Source organism: Sporosarcina aquimarina, assembly GCF_033253705.1.
Taxonomy (GTDB): domain Bacteria; phylum Bacillota; class Bacilli; order Bacillales_A; family Planococcaceae; genus Sporosarcina; species Sporosarcina aquimarina.
On sequence record NZ_JAUBDH010000004.1, the window covers coordinates 241,924 to 263,902 of the forward strand.

Here is a 21,979-nt window from a genome sequence, read left to right on the forward strand (position 1 = left end):
CGAATAAAAGATTGAGAGGTGAGGGCACAGTGGATTTACTGATCATTATGTTGGAACGTGTGGGTACGATTGTCGCAGTTGCATTCATCTTGACGCGTTTCCGATTCTTTAAGCAGCTTGTGCACCACGACACTCTCGATCGCAGGCAAACTGTTAGTGCTATTGTATTTTTCGGGTTTTTTGGGATTATTGGTACTTATTTAGGTGTTGCTTTTAATACTGAAACGTTCCATTTCAATAGTGTGACGATGAATTTAGCTGGCGACGAGGCAATCGCCAATTCCCGTGTTATTGGTATTGTAGTGGCAGGCTTACTTGGGGGCTATCGTTTTGGTATTGGTGCAGGACTGATTGCAGGACTCCATCGCATGACTCTAGGTGGATTTACTGCATTTTCTTGTGGATTATCGACCATCCTGTCTGGAATAGTAGCAAGCTATTTCTATAAAAAAGGGAAAACAGTCAAGCCACTAACCGCTTTTGCAATCGGTGCACTGGCGGAGTCTATGCAGATGGGTCTTATCCTGCTCTTGTCAAAGCCATTTACTGAAGCATGGGCATTGGTTCAAGCGATTGGTCTGCCGATGATCATCGCAAATGGTGTTGGTACGGCTATTTTTCTTCTTATTGTATATAACGTCATGAGTGAGCAGGACAGGGCAACTGCGCTTCAAGCGCAAAAAACATTACGCATTGCGAACCAAACGCTCGCTCACTTACGCAAAGGTATGACACCTGATACATGTAATGAAGTATGCCAAATTCTATTTAATGAGCTTTCACCAAGCGCAGTTGCCATGACGAATCGGAACGAAATACTTGCACACGTTGGTGTCGCTAGTGATCATCACCGCTCATACAGTCTGATTAAAACACATATTACAAAAGAAGTGCTTCAGCACGGAAACCGTGTTGTGGTAAATGACCAAGCGATCCACTGTGTCGACACGGATTGTCCGCTAGGGGCTGCAGTCATTGCACCGTTAAAACAGCGGGACCAAGTAGTCGGCACCTTGAAATTATATTACCCTTCTGAAAAAGCGATTACAGACGTCACAATTGAATTGATCGATGGCTTAAGTTCACTATTGAGTGATCAGTTGGAAATTGCCGCTGCGGACCAAGCGCACGAACTGGCGAAGGATGCAGAGATAAAAGCATTGCAAGCTCAAATCAGTCCGCATTTCTTTTTTAACTCACTGAACGTAATCATTTCACTAATACGTACCGACCCTGATCAGGCTCGTCAGTTATTAACCTCGTTGTCAAAATTCCTCCGTCAAAATGTTGAAGGAACAACAGCGTCCAGGGTGACGCTTGAACAAGAATTGGCACACGTTCGTGCATATCTTCAAATTGAAGAAGCCCGTTTTGTTGATAAACTGACGATTGACTTTGACATCGATCCGACCGTTCTATCACAGCTTATCCCGCCTCTTACGCTTCAACCCATTGTCGAAAATGCGGTTAAACACGGAATTGCTGATATGGCACGGGGAAGTGTCGTAAAAGTGATCATTGCTGCAAAAGATGGCGAAACCGTTATAACAGTTCAAGATAACGGAAAAGGCATCACATCCGAACGGCTGCAAAGTTTGGGAGAGCACCCGGTTGAGTCTGAGTTCGGGACCGGCATGGGACTGTATAACGTACATCGACGTTTGATGATGACGTTTGGAGACCAAGCAGGACTTCAATTTACAACAGAAAATGGCAAAGGCACAATCGTACGTTTTGCGATTCCAAAAGAAGAGGTGATCCGTCATGCCATCTAACATTCGAGCACTTGTCGTGGATGATGAACGCTATGCACGTGAAGAACTCATATTTTTACTGAGCCGTCATCCAAATGTGGAGATTGTAGGAGAAGCAGATTCAGGAGACACCGCAATTATGCAGGCGATTCGACTGCAGCCGGACGTCGTGTTTTTGGATGTGGAAATGCCCAAGATGAACGGAATCGAAGTTGCAGCCGTTTTGAAAGAATTGAAGACACCGCCTCAAATCGTTTTTGCAACTGCCTATCCTCAATTCGCTGCAGATGCATTTCGTGTGAACGCAATCGATTACCTATTAAAACCATATGAAGAAGATCAGCTCACTCAAACATTACATCGCATAAAGGTTAAGGAAACAGTAGAAACGGCTAACGATTCTCTTCATCAGTTAGGGAAACTTGCTATGGAGAAGGATGGAGAAATCGTCTACATTCCCATTAATAGTATTTTATACGTTTGTCGTGAAGGCAGCGTCACACGTATTACTACCAAGAAAGAAGTATACGAAGTGAAATTGACACTGAAAGAGTTGGAAAAGCGTTTACTTCCTTTTTCGTTTTATCGGATTCATAAAAGTTACCTAGTCAATCTTTTACATGTCAGCCGTCTATCACCATGGTTCAATGGCGCTTATCAGCTTGAAATTGAAGGGATCCCAGAAAAACTGTCGGTGAGCCGTAATTATGTAAAAGGATTACGCGCAACACTTGAACATTGAACAACACGTAAGCATGCTTAAAGTGCATCTTGATCCTGAATTATGACATCTTAGCGTAAAACCCATCCATTGTTTGAATAATTAATCTAGACTGATAACAGATTATAAAAAGACAAAGGGGTGGGAGTTGCATGTATACATTTCTATTTGGGGTAGTGTTACTCGTTGTCGGTTATTTCACGTACGGGAAATTCGTGGAGCGCGTTTTCGGTGTGAAGGAAGAGCGTCAGACGCCGGCCTATGCAAATGCAGACGGCATTGACTATGTACCGATGAATACAAAGAAAAACTCATTGATTCAGCTGCTTAATATCGCAGGAGTGGGACCAATATTCGGTCCAATCATGGGCGCACTATACGGCCCTGTTGCGTTTCTCTGGATCGTCCTTGGAGCCATTTTTGCAGGGGCAGTACACGACTATTTAACAGGCATGATCTCCATTCGAAACCGCGGAGCACACTTACCAGAACTTGCCGGTAAATTCCTTGGTAAATTCATGAAACATCTTGTAAACGCTTTCGCAATCTTGCTTTTACTGCTCGTTGGAACGGTATTTGTTTCAGCCCCTGCAGGCTTACTTTACAACTTGATGAATGGTTGGGTCGCGATGGGCTTCATCATTGCTGCTATCTTCATTTACTACATTCTTGCTACGCTGCTTCCGATTGATAAAATAATCGGACGTTTCTATCCGATTTTCGGATTGCTGCTGATCATCAGTGCACTTGGTGTTGGCGGAGGGATGCTGATTACAGGTGCTCCGATTCCTGAATTGACACTTTCAAACTTACATCCGGATAATATTCCGATTTTCCCACTTCTATTCTTAACGATTTCTTGTGGGGCGCTGTCTGGTTTCCATGCAACACAAACACCCATCATTTCACGTACGACACAAAGTGAAAAGCAAGGTCGTAAAATCTTCTACGGTATGATGATTGCTGAAGGCGTTATCGCAATGATCTGGGCAGCTGCTGGTATGGCATTGTTCAATGGACCTGTGGGATTGAACGAATTACTTGCTGCTGGCGGTCCTGCAATGATTGTTAGTGAGGCTTCTGTGCTTATGCTTGGTGCTGTTGGAGGAACACTTGCAATTCTTGGAGTAATTATCTTGCCAATCACTTCAGGCGACACGGCTTTCCGTAGTGCGCGTATGATTATTGCGGACTATTTCAAATTACCACAGTTGAAAATCTTAAGCCGTCTGTGGATTGCACTTCCGTTATTTGCAGTATCTGTTGCATTAACATTTGTTGACTTTAATATCCTGTGGAGATACTTCTCATGGGCGAATCAGTCCACTGCGGTTATTGCGCTCTTTGTGGCAGCGATGTATTTATTCATCGCCAAAAAGAATTACTGGATTGCACTCGTGCCAGGGACATTCATGCTCATGGCAACTACGACATATATCTTGAATGCTCCAATTGGGTTCAGATTGCCGATGGAAGTTTCGTTGATAGGTGCTAGTGTGATTTCGATTTTCCTGGTGGCATTGTTCTTCTTTGCAGCCCTCAAAGCGCGCAAAGAGAATATCCCGCTAGAAGTGACAGCCCCGGATTGGGACGATGCATTAGCTGGCGCAGCGACTGCTGCAACGACAACACCGGAATAATAGATAGACCTTCGGTAACCAATCCGAAGGTCTTTTCATATTCTTCTATACTTGAATCCCAGATCCCTTGTATACTTATCAAAGACAGGGGGATGCTGGATGCGTAAATACATTGGTGAGATTGGCCTGCTTGTGACGGCCATCATTTGGGGGACAGGATTTCCCGTCAGCGCGATTGCGTTAGATTATTTTAGTCCATATCAAATTCTAGCTGGACGGTTTGCCATTGGCGCTGTTTTGCTGGGAGTTGTGTTTTATAAAAAACTGTTTAACCTTTCTAAGACAGTTCTTTGGAAGGGAAGTCTGTTAGGGGTATTTCTCTATGGGGCCTTTGCTTTTCAAACGGTCGGTCTGCAATTTACAACGCCGTCCAACAATGCGTTTTTAACTGCTGTGAATGTGTTGATCGTGCCATTCATCGCCTTCGTTTTATACCGCAGAAAAGTGAGTCGATTTGAACTCATCGGGGCATTTTTAGCGATGGCGGGTATAGCGCTTTTATCGTTAAATGGAACGCTCACTGTCAACCCTGGTGATATGTTATCTCTACTGTGTGCGATACTTTTTGCATTCCATATTTTTTACACAGGTCAGTTTGTCCGTAAGGAAGATGCGATTACACTTACACTCATACAAATGACGGTTGCTGCAGTCATCGCGTGGGTTGTGACGGGGGTAAAAGGTGAAGCAGCTCTACCAATGACAGCAACTTCAGCAACTTCGCTCCTCTATTTAGGTGTGTTTTCCACAACACTCGCGTTCCTGTTGCAAACCGTTGCGCAGAAACACGTCACAGAAACAAAAGCAGCTATTCTATTATCAATGGAATCCCTATGGGGAATGATCTTTTCCATCATCATGCTTCGCGAAATTGTCACAGGACAAATGATAATCGGTGCTGCACTCATTTTACTGGCAATTCTGCTCGCAGAAACAAAGCCTTCGTTTTTACTAAAAAGAAAAATTCGCAAGTCGATTTTGTGACTGTGTATTAGGAAGGCATCGCAATTCAACACCAAACGTGCGATAATAAAGAAAATGCGCGAACGGACATAACTATCCGTAGAAAAGGATGAAAACATGAAAATAATTGATGTACTCGTAAACGATAAAAGTGGTATTGCTTTAAAGAAAGGCTACCCGCTTATTTTAAAAGATGCTGTCATGAACCCGGAAGTCTTAAAAGAAGAAGGCGACTTACTTCGCCTGATTGACCGGAACCGCCGCTTCATTGCTAAAGGCTACTACGGTAACCAAAACAAAGGAATCGGCTGGGTGCTAACGAGAAAAGAAGAAGAAGCAATCGACTTCAACTTTTTCGAATCCCGTATCAGCGCGGCAATCGAGCGACGCAGTAACTTTAAGCTGAATACACAAACGACTGCCTACCGCCTATTTAACGGAGAAGGCGACGGAATTGGCGGATTGACTATCGATTATTTCGATGGCTACTACATGGTAAGCTGGTATAGCGAAGGCATTTACTCCATGAAGCATCACGTCTACGGCGTGTTGGACAAAATCGTGAATGCGAAAGCGATTTATGAGAAAAAGCGCTTTGACACGAAAGGTCAGTATATTGACCAAGATGATTACGTATCAGGAACTCCTGGAGATTTCCCGATCATCGTTAAAGAAAACGGCATGAATTTTGCAGTAGACTTGAATGATGGTGCAATGACGGGGATATTCCTTGATCAGCGTGACGTCCGTGCAGCACTTCGCGACAAATACTCAGAAGGCAATCATGTGCTGAATACGTTTTCTTACACGGGTGCGTTCTCAGTCGCTGCGTTAAGCGGCGGTGCTGTGAAAACGACAAGTGTTGACCTAGCGAAGCGCAGTTTAGCGAAAACGATTGAACAGTTCAGTGTGAATGGCATCGACTATGAAGCACAAGATATTAAAGTAATGGATGTCTTCGATTACTTCCGTTATGCCAAACGTCACGAACTCAAGTTCGACGTAGTCGTGTTAGATCCACCCAGCTTTGCGCGTTCTAAAAAGTACACGTTCAGTTCAGCAAAAGACTATACAGCATTACTGCAGGATGCGATCGCGATTACGGAGAAAAAGGGCTTTATCGTCGCATCGACGAATAACGCAAGCTTCAGTATGAAAAAGTTCAAGACGTTCATCGACGAAGCATTCAAAACATCTGGCACGAAGTATAAAATTCTAGAGGAATCTTCTTTACCAAAAGACTTCCGCACAAACCGGGATTATCCCGAGTTCAACTACTTGAAAGTATGCATTATCCAGAAATTGAAATAAGGGAAAGCGTCTAAGTGCTATTTTGCACTTAGGCGCTTTTTGTCACAAAAACGTTGAAGACACGACCGAATTTATGAAGTATTCTTGAAGTGATAGAACAATTCGGGAGGTTTTTCATATGAAGCGGATGGCCGGAATACTCATTCTAGGCATGTTGCTGTCTGGTTGCTCCTATACGTATTCCCATGACGATGGCTATCGGATGGCCGTCATTAACGAAGGATTCCCTGTACCTAAAAATGCGTATGAAGTGAGACCGGAAGATTGTACGACAGAAATTGCCAAGTCTGCTAAATATAAAATGAAAAACATCGGGGACGAAGAAGGAACGCCTTCTGATGATTACTTACACGAGATCGAAAAGTGGGGCTGGGAAGAAATCGAAGAAGCTCGAGTCGGAAACGTCCATTATTTCAAAAAGAACAAAAAAATCATATCCTTAATCATCCAGCGCGATATTTTTGACGTTTTTGAAATGAGCGATGAAGTGAAACTTTGACTATGTTGTTTTTAGATACATATTTTACTGATTTTAAGCCAACCTCTCCTTAAGGAGGTTTGAAATCGATATGAAACAATTGTACAAAGGAATCTTCACAGTTGCTTTAATAGCCGTAATGTCGGGGTGCGGCTCCATGAACTCGACAGCACCCGTGAACTCAGGAGTAACAAAATCCATAGAAACGACACTGATTGATACTGCTGGAGAGCAAATTGGGGAAGCCCATTTAACAGAGAACGATGGGGTTTTGACGATTAGTTTGAAAGCCGAAGGGCTCGAACCCGGCACTCATGGTATTCATCTACATGAAAAGGGAGTATGCACACCGCCTGATTTCAAGTCTGCGGGCGGACATTTTAACCCGACCGATAAAGAACACGGTTTTGATAATCCGAAAGGGTATCATCTCGGCGATTTACCGAACTTGGAAGTAGGGAAGAATGGAAAAGTTGCTGTTCAGCTATCCATGCATAATGTTGTGCTGCAGCCTGGAAAACCGAATTCGTTGCTTGATGAAGACGGAAGTGCCCTCGTCATTCATGCAGGTCCGGATGATTACAAAACTGATCCCGCGGGGAATTCAGGCGATCGAATTGCATGTGGAGAGATTAAGGAGAGAAGCAAGTAAAGAAACAAGTAAAGAAACAAGTAAAGAAAAAGCCGAAACCTGCGGACGACTTAGCAGGTTTCGGCTTTTTTTATCTGAGTAGAAATTCTTCTGAAAAATATGGCTGCATGTCTTTATTGAAACTGACGCCGACACCAAGACTGCTATAATCTTTCAGTAAAATGTTTTCACGGTGCCCTTTGGAATTCATGAGGCCTTCATGTGCAAATATACTGCTGGATTGTCCGTAGGCAAGATTCTCGCCTGCGCGTTTAAAGCGTATTCCATCGTCTTTTATACGGTCGAATGGTGACAATCCTTGTAAGTTATCATGAGCGAAATAATCATTTTCTGCCATATCAGTACTATGTTTACGCCCAGTTCCAGCTACCGCATTATCCCAATCTAAAATAGAACGGCCATGTCTGACGCGTGCGGCATTTGTTAAATCGAATAACTGGCGTTCAAACCCGTTGCGAAGTGCTTCGCTGCGATCAGCATACAGTGATTTTTTCTTGTTTTCAAGGGCAACAGATACGAGCTCCACTGCCGTCACCTGGCTGTTTTGATGTAAATCATAAAATACATACGCGTACACGTCTTCTATTTTAAAAAGATCCATTCCTTCGTCCTCTTGAAGGACAAATAGGTTAAGGCCTTTTCGCATTTTGGTAAGTGGTTGTCCGAGCGCTTTTCTGACATCCGCTTTTTCTGCCCCATACGTAACGCCTATTGTAGAAGAAAGCAGATCGTCGTTTGTATACAGTGCACCTACCCGATTCGATTCATCGAATGATACCATGACGAAGTTTTGATAATCCGTGTGGAACGTTAGCCATTCAGTTCCGTATTCATTGATGGATTGGGATTTGGGTTCTCCCAATTCTGCTGTAACTTGTTCAGATGAATCGCCGATTTCCAGGTTGTTAACCGAGATGGGTGATGCTGTCGGCTGTGCCAGGGTAGGTTTATCTACAGGTTGTTTCGCATCGCGTAACCGTTCTGTTTTAGAAGAAATGATACCGACAAGATCTTGGGTAGATGTACGAAGTGAATCGATTGTCGATTCAATTGACCCTTTATTGACCACGTTTTCGAACTTTTCATCTATTGGATCCAGAAAGGACAGGTTCACATACCGAGAAACAGGCTCTTCCCAGTAAGGCTTCGCTATATAGACAGCAACTAATAATAAGAAGAATAGGAACAATCGTTTCAACTATTTCGCCTCCTCACCTTAGTATACCTTGCAGAAGTCGTTTGAATACAGTGTGAGCACTTTTTAAAAAGGGTTCTGTTTTCGAAAATAGTAGAAAACAGGTATACTTTGGAATGAAGAGAATGTTGAACGGGAACGGGTGTAAAGGAGAGGGTAAAATGTTTAGTGGACTCAGTACCATTCCTGATTGGTTTTATATCGTAGCGTTTTCCGTCGTCATTCTTATTGTAGTAATTACCGAATGGAAAACGAGATAGGAGCATGTATATGAAAAAAACGGCACGCCAAAAGCCGAAACTATCGATAAGCCATGAAACGTTGACTGCTGAACAGATTCCGACGGATCCAAGAACACTGCGCGGTGTGACTGTTCAGAATGGGGACTTACGATTTACATCCGGTATGCAGCTTTCAACTGATGATTCAATTTTTACAGACTGCAGTTTTTCAAGTATGGATTTGTCGGGTGCGTCGTTTGTAGACACCGTATTTGACCGCTGTGATTTTTCGAATGCCACGGCAGGCCACGCTGACCTTTTACGCTGTGAGTTTAAAAACTGCAAACTGACAGGTGCAAATTTCGATCATTCAACACTTAAGAATGTCTTGTTAGAAGAATGTGATGCTAGATACAGCAGCTTTAGTTTCAGTAAGCTGCAACTCGTTGAACTGGAGGATTCCCAGTTTTCGGAATCGGACTTTTTTGAATGTGTGTTAAAAGATATGAAGTTGACACGGATTCAATTCGAAAACGCGAATTTCAGAGAAACGAACCTTGCAGGCTTGGATTTGTCTAAATGCTCATTTGAGCGACTAGAAGTATCACCTGCAAAAATAGCGAATTGTATCGTCTCGAAAGAACAAGCTGTAGGATTCGCACGGATGTTCGGGTTATTGATAAATGAAGAATCGTGATATACTGAACCGAAACTAAATGAAGAAAAGAGTGAGCAAGTTATGCTAACATTTGAAGAAAAACAAGCGATAATTGAATCTTTCCCGCAACTAACACGAAAAGATATTTCCATGAAGCGCGTTAACTATCATTATGCAGATAGTAAATTCGACAAGACTGTAGTCGTACAGCACCTTCATCCTAATGGGAACGCTTTCGTTTATGTTGCAGATGTACCGGGTTACGAACCAGATGACCGCGGATTGGTTAACGTGCGCGAAGCATCAGAATCAGAACTGCGCCAAATTATTGAAGACGCTATCCAAGGGTTGGCAGAAGAAAGTTCAGAAGCAGAACCAATTGAAGAAGTCTGGTTGGATGGGCATAATTCAAAACTCGAACTAAAAGAAGAGCTTGGTGCTTGGAATATTTATCACGGTCTGAACCTGGAAGACAGTTTCGGTGACTATAAAGAAGCGTCCGATTACCTAAAAGAAGAAGGATTTAAGAAAGTGGAGGACGGAGGCGTTATCCGATGAAAGGCAAAACAATCGCGATTGCAATGGTTGTCGTAACAATTGTAACGGTTGCTGCAATTTACTTTCTCGTGATGGCAACGTTTAAACACGACCAGCCTGATGAAAACACATTGATGGAATCGCCGAGTGTTATTGAATTGGCGGAATCCACTGAGCGAAGTCTATAAAAGAGGCACACACCCAGATGTACAGGGTGTGTGCCTTTTAGGGTTTATCCTTTATTTTTACGGAAGGGCAGCCACCAATTCCAATCACCGAAAAGTTTCATAAGGCTTGGAACGAGTAACAGTCGAATAATTGTTGCATCAATCGCAACGGCAATTGCAATTCCAACTCCAATTTGTTTGACGGGCATAACATCCGTAAACGCGAATGCACCTGTCAATACAATCATAATAAGTGCCGCGGAAGTAATGACTTTACTTGTAGATGCTAAGCCCTCGACAGTCGATTTATCATTGTCCCCTGTTTCCAAATAAGACTCTTGCATACGGGAGATTAAAAATACTTCATAGTCCATGCTGAGCCCAAACACCAAGCTGAATACAATAACCGGGATGATCAGTGCAATAGTACCTGGATGAATTCCAAAATGACCATACTGGAAAATGTAGACGAGAATGCCGAATGACGCCGATAATCCTATTATGTTCATCAAAATGGCTTTAAACGGTATGAGCAGCGAACGAAATGCAATCATTAAAATAATGAAAGTTGAAACGACAATGATGAGAAGGGCATAGACGATGTTATCAGCGATTTCATCAAATATTTCTTGATTGAATTTCGCTTCTCCTCCAATTTGTAAGTTCCATGGAGTCTTTTTCTCCGACCAAGTACGAGCCCATTCCTGCGCTTCAGTGGAAGAACCGTCCGCATCTAGTGTAACAGGGATCATCAGCAGATCATCATTTATGAATGTTTCAAGTAACGGTTTCAATTGAGCAGCTTGTTCCGGAACCTGCAGTGTCTGTGAAAGCGTCATAGGATCATCAATACCGCTTTCAGAGAAAACCGTGGTCACCTTGCTTGTTAGCTCATCGGATTCTAGTGATTCTTGAACATCTTTCAGTGCAGAGAGGCCGTTCTCATCCTCCCATCCATTTTTTCGTTCAGCGATCACAAATGCAGTGGATTCATCACGCATCCCGAATGCATCTTCCATATTTTCATATGCAGAACGTGTGTCGTAGGAAAGAGGCAACGAATCGATTTGCGGAATTGTAAGGGTCATGTTGCGCACAGGAATTAACGCAATGCCGAGGATAACCAAAGCGACTATCGTAATAATGACGGGGCGCTTAATAACTGTTTCCGCAAATGAACGCCAACGATCTGTATCGCTTTTCACGCGAAGAACTTTTCCTTTGTCGATTCGTTCCTTTAAAACAAGTAATACAGACGGAAGCAGTGTAATCGACGCAAGAACTGCCATAGAAACGACGATCATGCCGCCGAGGGCAATGTTTTGGAAAATATCCACACGGATCAGCAGCATGGCACCAAGTCCGATGAAAACGCAAAATGCAGAAAAAATTATGGAGCGGCCGGCGGTTTCAATGGTTGTGAGAACAGCACTCTCAATAGGCTGGATTTTACGTTCTTCACGGTATCGGCTGATGAATAACAGTGCAAAGTCGATGCTGAGTGCGAGTCCGAGCATCGGAATGATATTGAGGACAAAAATCGATAAGTCTACGTGTTTGCCGAACAATGCCAGAATCCCGAATGAGGTGCCGATTGTTACAATTCCGATAAGTATTGGAACTAACGAAGCCGTCACCGTTCCGAATGCAAACAGCAACACAATAAGTGCTATCGGCAAACCGATGGCTTCAGCAACCATCAAGTCTTTTTGGCTTGCTGCATTGATATCCTTTGTAATAGGGGATTGCCCTGTTAGCGTAATCCCGTCGCCAGTTCCGACAGCGTCACGAATGTCGCCTACAAGACCCGATTTATCACTTTCACTGTCGTCAAATTGAAGCATCGCATAGGAAATATCCTTTTTATACTGGGATTTTTCATTCAATGGTGAACTGATGCCAGTTGTCACGTCCAGGTTCCCTACAGAGGTTAACGCTTCACTGATTTCGTCATCATTTTTTCCTTCAAAGACTAAGAACATCGTCTCATCGGGCTGATCAAATTCGCGGGTCAGTGTTTTCGCAACGTCCTCTTGTTCACCATCCATGCGGAAGCCATCGCCTTCTAATAGACTCGGCAGACGAACGGCGAATACCGCAAGTCCAACGAGTAATAGCACCCAGACAGTGATCAGCCACTTATAGCGAGCGGTAACAAATCCGGAGAATGCTTTCATGTAAATCCCTCTTTCTTATGTAAAAGTCGTTATGTTCATCATATCGGGTAGTAACAAGGAATGGAACTATTTAGTAAGTGAAATTCGGGTTCATCATAAAACAGCATAAAAAAACCGTCCCCCTAAAGGGAACGGTTTTGAAAGGTTGAATTTAATTAGTTCTTTTCAACGTTTGTAGCTTGAAGACCGCGTTGGCCTTGCTCGATTTCAAACGTTACATCCTGGCCTTCTTCAAGAGTCTTGAAGCCTTCGCCTTGGATTGCTGAGAAGTGTACGAATACGTCGTCGCCATCTTCACGTTCGATGAAGCCATAACCTTTTTCTGCGTTAAACCATTTTACTTTACCATGTTCCATGTTTGTTTCCTCCTCGTATGCTGTTGTGCATACATTGTGTTACTATCCTTGCTCAAGTCTTGAAAAGGTGGAGTAAACTCTACCATCGCGTCGAACAAAAATAATTCTTCTTTATCATAACAGACGCTAGTTTACGACGCAACCGAAATGTTTCGTATTAGAAAAACAAGATAAGCAATTGATACAACAATGCAGCGACAATTGCTGAGATTGGCATGGTGATAATCCACGTGATAACAATCGTTTTTGCAGTTCCCCATTTTACGCCTTTCACTCGTTGTGCTGATCCAACGCCCATTATAGAAGATGAAATAACATGTGTTGTGGAAACAGGCAGGTGCAGTAAAGTCGCCCCAAATATAATCGCAGCCGAGTTCAAGTCCGCTGCAGCTCCGTGTATAGGACGGATCTTCATAATCTTTCCGCCGACAGTTTTTATAATTTTATATCCACCGATGGAAGTTCCGATACCCATTGAAGTCGCAGCAGCAATGCGCACCCACATTTGAATGTCATCGCCTGTTTGGAGGTTGGCTGCAATGAGAGCCATTGTAATGATACCCATTGCTTTTTGAGCGTCGTTTGTGCCATGTGTAAACGACTGGATCGCAGCTGTTAGTATTTGTAAATAACGAATGCGTCTGTTCGCTTTGAATAGATTTCGGTTTTTTAGCACAGTCCGAAGAATCGTCATGACAATATATCCACCGACTATTGCAATGACGGGTGAAATTAAAAGAGCTTCCATGATTTTGATGAACCCGCTGTAATTCAAAATACCGACACCTGCAGCAGAAATCGCTGCACCTGCAATCGATCCAATAAGCGCATGTGACGAACTCGAAGGAATTCCGAAGTACCATGTTACTAAATTCCAGATGATTGCGGAGAGCAGGGCAGCTAAAATCACAATGGAACCATTTTCTAACGTGAACGGATCCACAATGTCTTTTGAAATTGTTTTGGCAACACCGGTAAACGTTAAGGCGCCTGCAAAGTTCATCGTTGCCGCTAACAAAATCGCTACGCGCGGTTTCAGCGCGCGAGTGGATACGGAGGTCGCGATTGCATTCGCTGTATCGTGAAACCCATTAATAAAGTCAAAAGCGAGTGCAAATATAACAATTAATATAGTAAGAAATAAGACAGTATCCATCAGTATGCCTCCTTAGGCGTTACGCATGATGATCGTCTCAATCATGTTGGCGACATCCTGACAGTAATCTGCAATATCTTCTAGAAGTTCATAAATGTCTTTAAATTGAATGATACGGATAGGATCTGTTTCCCGGATGAATAGCTGCTTGATAGAAGTTCGAAGCACTTCATCACAAACGCGTTCATACTCTTTAATGGTAACTGCATGATCACGCATTTCTACAAGCTTTCTACGTTCCAGTAACTTCATCGCCTTCACAATTTCGTCTGAACTTTTCACAATGTTTGTCATGAATGTCTGAACGTACTCGTCAATGTCAATCAATGAAAACATTTCCAAGTTTGCAGCGAAATGTTCAATACCATCCAAAATATCATCCATCTTAATAGCAAGTTGTAAAATATCTTCGCGCTCAATCGGCGTCATGAAGGATGTGTTCAATTTTGTGATGAGTTCGTGAATCAGATCATCACCATCCGTTTCGTATTTCTTTAATACAATGCTGACTTCTTTCAAGTCCGCAACGGATGTCACTTTATAATCATTTGCATAATGCATCGCTTCTTGTACGTGTTCTGCAATCGTTAGCAATGCAGCAAAAAAAGGATCTGTTTTTCTTGGACTAAACATGATTGGCCTCCATCCGTTACCGGAAAATGTAATGGGTTAATAACTTATCTATCATAGCAAATTCAACAGCAGAATAGGAACAATTTTTGACTGGATTCGACAAAAACAGTAAGTTTAAAAAACTTACATCCCATCAGTTGTTTACATTTACTTAAAGAATCATACAAAATGAGGGAGGTGTAACAAAATATTCTTTCAAGTGAATCCTTTCTGATAGTTAATCGTATACAATAGATATAAGGGGGTGTTTGAAATGGAACTGTTCGGTATGACGATTTCAGAACTGTATTTGCCGATCCTGATCATTGCTGGAATTGCTACGTTACTCTATTTGTTTTTCAGTGATTTAACAGACGGGGCAGGTGATGCATTTCCTCTGCTGGATCCTGCTGTTATCTTACCCTTCATCACATTAACTGCGACGTGGGGGTATGTACTGGAGCTTGCTACGAATCTCAGCAGTGTCTTCGTCTTAGTTATTTCTTTAGCAGCTGCGGGCATATTAGACTTCTTGCTTTATTTCTTTATTTTACTGCCGCTCAAATCTGCTGAAGTCTCGATAGCATACACAGATGAATCACTTGCAGGAAAAGTCGCTAAAGTAATCGTGCCGATTCCCGAGGATGGGTTTGGTGAAATTGTCATCGAAACGGTCAATGGTGTGCTGTCAAAGCGCGCTTCTGGTTACGATAACGTGCCTATTGACTATGGAAAAGAAGTACTCATTATCGAGGTGGTTACAGGGACGTTCATCGTCAAAGAATACGAGCCTTTCCGTTTCAAATAATCTAACCAGTTTAAGGGGGACATGAAATGCCAGTAGAATTGCCAGGGATTTGGATTGCAATTGCAGTTGCTGTGTTTGTTGTATTAGCTGTCATACTTGTTTACGTAACTAAATACCGGACAGTAGGTCCGGACGAAGCATTGATTGTAACGGGCAGTTACATCGGGACTAAAAACGTCCATACGGATGATTCGGGAAATAAAGTGAAAATCATACGCGGAGGCGGAACGTTCGTCCTGCCGGTGTTCCAACAGGCAGCACCGCTCAGTTTGCTATCGAGCAAGCTTGAAGTGACAACGCCAGAAGTGTATACGGAGCAAGGAGTACCCGTAATGGCGGATGGTACGGCCATTATCAAGATTGGCGGTTCTATTTCAGAAATTGCTACAGCTGCCGAACAGTTCCTTGGAAAATCGAAAGAAGACCGGGAGAACGAAGCAAAAGAAGTGCTTGAAGGTCATTTACGTTCTATTCTAGGATCGATGACAGTTGAAGAAATTTATAAAAACCGTGATAAGTTCTCACAAGAAGTACAGCGTGTGGCGTCACAAGATTTGGCGAAAATGGGCTTGATCATCGTATCGTTTACCATCAAAGACGTGCGGGACAAAAACGGATACCTGGATTCACTTGGTAAGCCGCGTATTGCACAAGTTAAACGCGATGCGGACATTGCGACTGCCATCTCAGAAAAGGAAACGCGTATCAAAAATGCCGAGGCTTCTAAAGAAGCACAGAAAGCAGAGATTGAACGCGCGACTGAAATTGCAGAAGCTGAAAAAGAGAACCAGTTGAAAATTGCGGAGTATCGTTTAGAACAGGACGCAGCTCGTGCACGTGCTGACCAAGCGTACGAATTGCAGACTGCTCGCTCTAAGCAGGAAGTCATGGAGCAAGAAATGCAAATCCGCATTATCGAACGTCAGAAACAAATTGAACTCGAAGAAAAAGAGATCCAGCGTCGTGAGCGTCAATACGATTCAGAAGTTAAGAAAAAAGCAGATGCGGACCGTTATGCGGTTGAGCAAAACGCAGCGGCTGAAAAGTCCCGTCAACTTGCGGAAGCCGATGCTGAGAAATACCGTATCGAGGCACGCGCAGCAGCAGATGCTGAAAAAGTACGTCTTGACGGTACTGCTCGTGCCGATTCACAACGTGCACAAGGTGAATCAGAAGCAGAAATCATCCGCCTGAAAGGTCTCGCAGAAGCAGAAGCGAAGCGCAAAATTGCAGAAGCCTTTGAACATTACGGTCAGGCAGCAATGCTCGATATGATTGTTGGCATGTTACCAGAATACGCGAAGCAAGTCGCAAGTCCACTTGCGAATATCGATAAGATTACAGTAGTCGATACAGGCAGCGGAGAAGGTGGCGGTGCGAACAAAGTAACAGGTTATGCAACGGATCTAATGGCGACTATGCAGGAATCACTCGGAGCCACTACAGGTCTTAACATTAAAGAAATGCTCGAGAGTTATGCAGGCAAAGGGACATTACGCCCAAGTCTTGACAACTTAGCAGACGAACTTAAGAAACCGCGCTCCCCCCTTGCAGCAACTACTGAAGAAGCCGCATCGGATGATCCATCAGATAAGGAATAACTAAAGTAAGCTGTTCTCCCAGGTGATTGGGGAGAACAGCTTTTTTGTGCTCTGCAGGGGAGGTATGTTCATAAACAGGGCGGATCGCTCATAAAATCGAGAAACCGCTCATAAACCTAGAAAAGTGCTCATAACGCGGCGAAAGCGCTCATAAACCTGTAAAAGCGCTCATAAATCTGCGAAAGCGCTCATAAATCTGCGAAAGCGCTCATATACCTCGAAAAGCGCTCATAAACTTGCGAAAGCGCTCATAAACTTTGAAAAGCGCTCATAAACTTGCGAAACCGCTCATAAACCTCGAAAAGTGCTCATAACGCCGGGAAACCGCTCATAAATCTAGAAAAGTGATCATAACCCCACCGCGCGCGAACCAAACCCCAATCCAACAACCTCAAACTTGCCAAAAAGTGCCCTTAACCAATCAAGACCTTGGGCTTCGCCGAAAAAAGCATTAAGTGCCGAATTCGGGCAGGCCAAACGTCCTTCATCTTAAGAAATTCTTCACTTTTTCATACACTTCTTCTAAAGATTTGACTGTCATACTTAACGTAGTAGCAAACTAGAGGAGGATATCAGAATGATTCACGTAGAACATATTCAACATTCATTCAAAATTGGTAAAAAAGGAAAAGAGCGCCCCGTGTCAGTTCTGAAAGACCTTTCATTTAAGGTGAGAAAAGGATCCATCATCTCCATTGTCGGCAGAAGCGGATCGGGGAAGTCCACGCTATTACATATTATGGCTGGATTTTTAAAGCCTGAAAGCGGGCGGATTACGATTAATGGGACGGTCACTTCTGACTTCACTGAAACCCAGAGTGCAGAATTCCGGCTTGACCAATTTGGGTTCATCTTCCAAAACTTTCAACTCATGCCTGGGCTTACGACATTTGAGAACATAGAACTTCCTTTGAAATTGAAAGGCGCCCCAAAAGCAGAACGTACAAAACAAGTGAAGCAGCTCATCCAGCACGTCGGTTTGAAAGAAGTTCAAGACCATTATCCGAATGAGCTATCAGGTGGTCAGCAGCAGCGCGTCAGTATTGCCCGTGCCTTGATAACCAATCCTCCGATCATTTTTGCGGATGAACCAACAGGGAGTCTGGATTCGGAAACGGAGCAAGAGATACTTGCACTCATTCTTTCGTTGAATGAGTCCCTAGGAATCACATTCGTCATTATTACTCATGACGATGAAGTTGCTTCAATTGCAGATGAGATTTATCAGATGCATGACGGCGTATTGAAAGCGGAGGGTGTGCATCATGCAATTTAAGGATCAATTAGATTTTGTCAGCCAACATATAAAAAAGAACAAGTTGCGTGTCTTCATGACGATTTTAGCAGCAACAATGGGAACAGCTTTTCTGATTACGTTAGCTTCTGTCGGATTTGGAATCCAGGACACATTAAAAAGTGAAATTCTTGATAATCGCCTTGTCACCCAAGTGGAAGTGTATAGTGCAGATTTAACCAAAGAAAAAGCGGACAAAATGAAGGGAATGGACCATGTAAAAGCAGTAGTTCTTAGACAGCAAGTCAGTGCATATCAGAAAACAACATTGGACAAATACACTAGCACAAGCGAACTTATCGTTTCAAATTTTGGCGAGGAACAAAAAGCAGGATTCACTTTAGAAAAGGGAAGATTACCACAATCGGAATACGAAGTTGTTGTTGGACATGATTTTGCAGAAAACTTAATAAATGAAGAAGAAGTTGAAAAATTTGAAGCGGAGCAAAAAGATAAGGATTTGAGTGACACAGAACTAGATGAACTGGAACTCCCTCACTATGAGGAAGAACTGCTAGAAAAGAAAATCACTTATGAAATGGGCAGTTACGAAACATATGAGTCTTACAAAGAACCTGTTAAGCTGACAATCGTTGGAGTTGCCAAAGCTCCTGCAAAAGACTTCATCTCAGATAGTAAAATATATGCAGACGCTTCACTGATTTCGGAGTTAGAAGCCATTTACGACCGCCACAAACCGGAAGCGAGCGATGAGACACTTTTCAGTATGAATTTAAACATTTATGCTGATGAACTTCAAAACGTAAAAGAAATCACAACTTCGTTAAAAGAAGACGGATATTCTGTCTATTCCATATCGGAAGAATTGGAACAAATCGATGTCTTTTTCTTAGCGTTAAAAGCAGGACTCATCTTTGTCGGAACCATCGCGATCTTGATTTCCTCTATAGGGATCTTCAATACGATGACGATGGCGGTTACTGAGCGTACTCGTGAAATCGGGGTGATGAAAGCGCTCGGGGCGAAACCGAAACTGATTCAACGGCTATTTTTACTGGAAAGTGCGTGGATTGGTATCATTGGGACCGTTATTGCGGTCATCTTGTCTTATGCGATTAGTATCCTGGCGAATTACGTCTTACCGCTCATAGTTGGTGCGGCGCTGGGAGAGGAAGAGTTTGGGGAGCTGAACGTCACGTTCTCCATCATTCCATGGCAGCTTGTTGTGATTGCGTCAGCCATAAGCATCAGTGTAGCTATGATTTCAGGATGGCGTCCAGCCCGGAAAGCCACTCAAATAGATGTCATCGATGCACTGCGCCAAGAATTATAAAAGGAAGACTCGCTTACTGCGGCGAGTCTTTTTCTCATTCTACCGATTCAAATATCTTTGATTTTACAGAAGAATTCCGGCATGATAGATAAGAAGAGATTGAATTTAATTGCGAAAAGGGGTTTTTAGGATGGAATACCGTATTGAGCATGATACATTTGGTGAAATTCAAGTCCCAGCAGACAAACTATGGGGCGCACAAACGCAGCGCAGTAAACAAAACTTTAAAATTGGTGGAGAGCGCATCCCGACGGGCGTCATCCAAGCCTTTGCACATTTGAAAAAGTCCGCAGCAATTGCGAGCCACTCCTATGGAAATTTGTCAGAAGTGAAGATGAAAGCAATCTCTGCTGCAGCGAATGAAGTATTAGAAGGTAAATGGGACGACCACTTCCCGCTCGTTGTATGGCAAACAGGAAGCGGAACACAGTCCAATATGAACATGAACGAAGTACTCGCTAACCGCGGTAACCAGTTGTTGGAAGAATGGGGCGAAGAAGAGCGTCTGCATCCGAATGACGATGTGAATAAGTCACAGAGTTCAAATGATACATTCCCTACAGCGCTACATGTATCCGGAGTAATCGCTGTGGAACGTGAACTGATTCCAGCACTTGAAAAACTAAAGAAAACGCTCGGGGACAAATCCGAGGCGTTCATGGATATCATCAAAATCGGACGTACTCACTTGCAGGACGCAACGCCTCTTACACTAGGACAAGAGATGAGCGGCTGGCATCAAATGCTTGTGAAAACTGAGAAGATGCTAAAAGAAAGTGTCCAATCAATGAAAGAACTTGCAATCGGCGGTACAGCTGTCGGTACGGGTCTGAATGCACCAAAAGGATTCGGAGACAAAGTGGCAGAAGAAATTTCAAAATCAGTAGGTATCGAATTTACATCAGCTGAAAACAAATTCCACGCATTGACGAGCTATGACGAAGTCGTTTACACACACGGAGCAATGAAAGCACTTGCGGCGGATCTTATGAAGATTGCCAATGACGTACGCTGGTTAGCAAGCGGTCCGCGTTCAGGTATCGGTGAAATTACAATTCCTGAAAACGAGCCAGGCAGCTCAATCATGCCAGGGAAAGTGAACCCTACACAAAGTGAAGCATTGACGATGGTCGTTGCACAAGTGATGGGGAATGATGCAACAATCGGTTTTGCAGCGAGCCAAGGAAACTTTGAGCTCAATGTATTTAAACCAGTCATCATCTTCAATTTCTTACAGACAGCAAAATTGTTAGCAGAAGGCATGATCAGCTTCAACGACAACTGTGCAGTTGGAATTGAACCGAATCGTGAAGAAATCGACAACAAAGTGAAAAACTCACTGATGCTCGTAACTGCACTTAATCCGCATATCGGGTACGAAAATGCAGCTAAAATCGCGAAAACAGCTCACAAAGAAGGAACAACACTGAAAGAGGCAGCTCTTAAAACAGGATTGCTAACAGAAGAACAGTTCAATGAGTGGGTAGATCCTTCTAAAATGACCGGCTTGTAAGTTGCCACAATATTGTAACCGCACAAGCATATCGGATGCTGTATGCTGAAAGGACAACCTTCAAGATAAGGAGTCGACATGTCCATGAAAAAACGTTTCATGCCGGTCTTAGCGATACTTGTGATTGTCCTCGCAGCATGCGGTAGTAAAACAACTACAGAACAGCATCACGACAATGCGCAAGCACTTGCTATTGGCGAAGAAAAACAGCTTCCAAATGGTGATTTACAACAAGTAACAGCTTCTGCGGATGAACTTCCGGCATTCCTTAATGACAAATCGGAGAATCTTCAACTTGTCTATCAAGTTGCGGGAAATGCAGAGGATATTTTGAAATATATGCCTTGCTATTGTGGGTGTGCGGATGGTGCTGATCACGGAAGTAATTTGAACTGTTTTGTGGATGAAATCCGAAAAGATGGTTCAGTTGTGTGGGATGATCATGGAACGCGTTGTGATGTCTGTGTAGAAATCGCAATTAAATCAGTTACCATGGCACAAGAAGGTAAATCGTTGAAAGAAATTCGCAAAACAATCGATACGGATTACAAAACGGGGTACGCGCGTCCAACTGACACGCCAATGCCATCATAAAATGAAGAAAACAGGTTCTCATAAGAGGGCCTGTTTTTTGTTGGAAATGGTGAGGTAATTACATTTGTTAAAACAGCTGAAAACCCTTTCACAATAGGCTTAACCCATAAAGGTTGTATTCAGAAGAAAGGTGGTCTATGATCGGTGTCAGATGAGCTGCAAAAGGAACGGGAATTTACTATTCTGACAGTTACTAATGGGGTTCCTTTTTTATGAATATGAGCGTATGCTTTCTAGTAGATTTCAGAGAGAATGCAGACGCGAAAACTGCGTAGGA

General features: G+C 43.2%; 21 protein-coding genes. 16 read left to right on the plus strand and 5 right to left on the minus strand.

From position 1 onward, the window contains the following. Positions 1-29: 29 nt before the first annotated feature. From QT716_RS08425 to QT716_RS08455, 7 genes are all read left to right on the plus strand, one after another. Positions 30-1,775 carry a sensor histidine kinase gene (locus QT716_RS08425; protein WP_317935605.1) on the plus strand — a complete coding sequence of 582 codons (1,746 nt, stop codon included), beginning with the start codon at positions 30-32 and terminating at the stop codon, positions 1,773-1,775. After that, a complete protein-coding gene (locus QT716_RS08430) occupies positions 1,765-2,496 on the plus strand; it encodes a LytR/AlgR family response regulator transcription factor (RefSeq protein ID WP_317935606.1) in 732 nt (243 codons plus the stop codon). The genes QT716_RS08425 and QT716_RS08430 overlap by 11 nt, the downstream gene beginning before the upstream one ends. Before the next feature lie 131 nt (positions 2,497-2,627). Further along, positions 2,628-4,115, plus strand: coding sequence for a carbon starvation CstA family protein (locus tag QT716_RS08435; RefSeq protein WP_317935607.1), 1,488 nt, complete (start codon positions 2,628-2,630; stop codon positions 4,113-4,115). A gap of 99 nt (positions 4,116-4,214) precedes the next feature. Then, positions 4,215-5,099, plus strand: a complete 885-nt coding sequence (locus QT716_RS08440) for a DMT family transporter (protein WP_317935608.1) — start codon at positions 4,215-4,217, stop codon at positions 5,097-5,099. Between the two features lie 96 nt (positions 5,100-5,195). Then, positions 5,196-6,389 carry a class I SAM-dependent rRNA methyltransferase gene (locus QT716_RS08445; RefSeq protein ID WP_317935609.1) on the plus strand — a complete coding sequence of 398 codons (1,194 nt, stop codon included), beginning with the start codon at positions 5,196-5,198 and terminating at the stop codon, positions 6,387-6,389. Positions 6,390-6,507: 118 nt separating this feature from the next. Continuing rightward, positions 6,508-6,888 (plus strand): hypothetical protein, encoded by a 381-nt coding sequence (locus QT716_RS08450; protein WP_317935610.1) that lies wholly within the window; start codon positions 6,508-6,510, stop codon positions 6,886-6,888. Positions 6,889-6,958: 70 nt separating this feature from the next. After that, on the plus strand, positions 6,959-7,519 hold the full coding sequence (locus QT716_RS08455) for a superoxide dismutase family protein (protein ID WP_317935611.1): 561 nt from the start codon (positions 6,959-6,961) through the stop codon (positions 7,517-7,519). Between the two features lie 70 nt (positions 7,520-7,589). Here QT716_RS08455 and QT716_RS08460 read toward each other — a convergent pair whose 3' ends face one another. Continuing rightward, positions 7,590-8,717 (minus strand): CAP domain-containing protein, encoded by a 1,128-nt coding sequence (locus tag QT716_RS08460; protein WP_317935612.1) that lies wholly within the window; start codon positions 8,715-8,717, stop codon positions 7,590-7,592. Positions 8,718-8,984: 267 nt separating this feature from the next. Here QT716_RS08460 and QT716_RS08465 point away from each other — a divergent pair, with 267 nt between their 5' ends. From QT716_RS08465 to QT716_RS08475, 3 genes are read left to right on the plus strand one after another with little or no spacing between them, the layout of a single operon-like run. Continuing rightward, the gene (locus QT716_RS08465) at positions 8,985-9,632 is read left to right on the plus strand and encodes a pentapeptide repeat-containing protein (RefSeq protein ID WP_317935613.1); all 648 of its coding nucleotides are present in this window, start codon (positions 8,985-8,987) and stop codon (positions 9,630-9,632) included. 42 nt (positions 9,633-9,674) lie between these two features. Continuing rightward, entirely contained in the window at positions 9,675-10,151 is a 477-nt protein-coding gene (locus QT716_RS08470) for a hypothetical protein (protein WP_317935614.1), read from the plus strand. Next, positions 10,148-10,318, plus strand: a complete 171-nt coding sequence (locus QT716_RS08475; protein WP_317935615.1) for a hypothetical protein — start codon at positions 10,148-10,150, stop codon at positions 10,316-10,318. Before QT716_RS08470 ends, QT716_RS08475 begins: the two co-directional genes overlap by 4 nt. 44 nt (positions 10,319-10,362) lie before the next feature. On the opposite strand, the gene QT716_RS08480 is transcribed toward QT716_RS08475, so the two are convergent. The 4 genes from QT716_RS08480 to QT716_RS08495 form a co-directional block, all read right to left on the minus strand. Further along, the gene (locus tag QT716_RS08480; RefSeq protein WP_317935616.1) at positions 10,363-12,474 is read right to left on the minus strand and encodes an MMPL family transporter; all 2,112 of its coding nucleotides are present in this window, start codon (positions 12,472-12,474) and stop codon (positions 10,363-10,365) included. A 155-nt stretch (positions 12,475-12,629) separates the two neighbouring features. Next, complete coding sequence (locus tag QT716_RS08485; RefSeq protein WP_025783780.1) at positions 12,630-12,830, minus strand: cold-shock protein; 201 nt, start codon at positions 12,828-12,830, stop codon at positions 12,630-12,632. A 157-nt stretch (positions 12,831-12,987) separates the two neighbouring features. Continuing rightward, the gene (locus QT716_RS08490) at positions 12,988-13,986 is read right to left on the minus strand and encodes an inorganic phosphate transporter (RefSeq protein WP_317935617.1); all 999 of its coding nucleotides are present in this window, start codon (positions 13,984-13,986) and stop codon (positions 12,988-12,990) included. A 12-nt stretch (positions 13,987-13,998) separates the two neighbouring features. Beyond that, positions 13,999-14,619, minus strand: coding sequence for a DUF47 domain-containing protein (locus tag QT716_RS08495; RefSeq protein ID WP_317935618.1), 621 nt, complete (start codon positions 14,617-14,619; stop codon positions 13,999-14,001). 253 nt (positions 14,620-14,872) lie between these two features. On the opposite strand from QT716_RS08495, the gene QT716_RS08500 reads away from it, so the two are divergent. The 6 genes from QT716_RS08500 (at position 14,873) to QT716_RS08525 (ending at position 21,702) form a co-directional block, all read left to right on the plus strand. Next, a complete protein-coding gene (locus QT716_RS08500; protein ID WP_317935619.1) occupies positions 14,873-15,406 on the plus strand; it encodes a hypothetical protein in 534 nt (177 codons plus the stop codon). Positions 15,407-15,432: 26 nt separating this feature from the next. Continuing rightward, a complete protein-coding gene (locus tag QT716_RS08505) occupies positions 15,433-17,007 on the plus strand; it encodes a flotillin family protein (protein ID WP_317935620.1) in 1,575 nt (524 codons plus the stop codon). Between the two features lie 577 nt (positions 17,008-17,584). Then, on the plus strand, positions 17,585-18,283 hold the full coding sequence (locus tag QT716_RS08510) for an ABC transporter ATP-binding protein (protein ID WP_317935621.1): 699 nt from the start codon (positions 17,585-17,587) through the stop codon (positions 18,281-18,283). Beyond that, the gene (locus QT716_RS08515; protein ID WP_317935622.1) at positions 18,273-19,595 is read left to right on the plus strand and encodes an ABC transporter permease; all 1,323 of its coding nucleotides are present in this window, start codon (positions 18,273-18,275) and stop codon (positions 19,593-19,595) included. Before QT716_RS08510 ends, QT716_RS08515 begins: the two co-directional genes overlap by 11 nt. A 130-nt stretch (positions 19,596-19,725) precedes the next feature. After that, entirely contained in the window at positions 19,726-21,108 is a 1,383-nt protein-coding gene (gene fumC, locus QT716_RS08520) for a class II fumarate hydratase (protein ID WP_317935623.1), read from the plus strand. Positions 21,109-21,192: 84 nt separating this feature from the next. After that, a complete protein-coding gene (locus QT716_RS08525) occupies positions 21,193-21,702 on the plus strand; it encodes a PCYCGC motif-containing (lipo)protein (RefSeq protein ID WP_317935625.1) in 510 nt (169 codons plus the stop codon). Positions 21,703-21,979: the final 277 nt, after the last annotated feature.

Coding starts and splice junctions, on each gene's coding strand:
- QT716_RS08430 (WP_317935606.1), top strand. CDS start 1,765: ATGCCATCTAACATTCGAGCACTTGTCGTGGATGATGAACGCTATGCA.
- QT716_RS08435 (WP_317935607.1), top strand. CDS start 2,628: ATGTATACATTTCTATTTGGGGTAGTGTTACTCGTTGTCGGTTATTTC.
- QT716_RS08440 (WP_317935608.1), top strand. CDS start 4,215: ATGCGTAAATACATTGGTGAGATTGGCCTGCTTGTGACGGCCATCATT.
- QT716_RS08445 (WP_317935609.1), top strand. CDS start 5,196: ATGAAAATAATTGATGTACTCGTAAACGATAAAAGTGGTATTGCTTTA.
- QT716_RS08450 (WP_317935610.1), top strand. CDS start 6,508: ATGAAGCGGATGGCCGGAATACTCATTCTAGGCATGTTGCTGTCTGGT.
- QT716_RS08455 (WP_317935611.1), top strand. CDS start 6,959: ATGAAACAATTGTACAAAGGAATCTTCACAGTTGCTTTAATAGCCGTA.
- QT716_RS08465 (WP_317935613.1), top strand. CDS start 8,985: ATGAAAAAAACGGCACGCCAAAAGCCGAAACTATCGATAAGCCATGAA.
- QT716_RS08470 (WP_317935614.1), top strand. CDS start 9,675: ATGCTAACATTTGAAGAAAAACAAGCGATAATTGAATCTTTCCCGCAA.
- QT716_RS08475 (WP_317935615.1), top strand. CDS start 10,148: ATGAAAGGCAAAACAATCGCGATTGCAATGGTTGTCGTAACAATTGTA.
- QT716_RS08480 (WP_317935616.1), bottom strand. CDS start 12,474: ATGAAAGCATTCTCCGGATTTGTTACCGCTCGCTATAAGTGGCTGATC.
- QT716_RS08485 (WP_025783780.1), bottom strand. CDS start 12,830: ATGGAACATGGTAAAGTAAAATGGTTTAACGCAGAAAAAGGTTATGGC.
- QT716_RS08490 (WP_317935617.1), bottom strand. CDS start 13,986: ATGGATACTGTCTTATTTCTTACTATATTAATTGTTATATTTGCACTC.
- QT716_RS08495 (WP_317935618.1), bottom strand. CDS start 14,619: ATGTTTAGTCCAAGAAAAACAGATCCTTTTTTTGCTGCATTGCTAACG.
- QT716_RS08500 (WP_317935619.1), top strand. CDS start 14,873: ATGGAACTGTTCGGTATGACGATTTCAGAACTGTATTTGCCGATCCTG.
- QT716_RS08505 (WP_317935620.1), top strand. CDS start 15,433: ATGCCAGTAGAATTGCCAGGGATTTGGATTGCAATTGCAGTTGCTGTG.
- QT716_RS08510 (WP_317935621.1), top strand. CDS start 17,585: ATGATTCACGTAGAACATATTCAACATTCATTCAAAATTGGTAAAAAA.
- QT716_RS08515 (WP_317935622.1), top strand. CDS start 18,273: ATGCAATTTAAGGATCAATTAGATTTTGTCAGCCAACATATAAAAAAG.
- fumC (WP_317935623.1), top strand. CDS start 19,726: ATGGAATACCGTATTGAGCATGATACATTTGGTGAAATTCAAGTCCCA.
- QT716_RS08525 (WP_317935625.1), top strand. CDS start 21,193: ATGAAAAAACGTTTCATGCCGGTCTTAGCGATACTTGTGATTGTCCTC.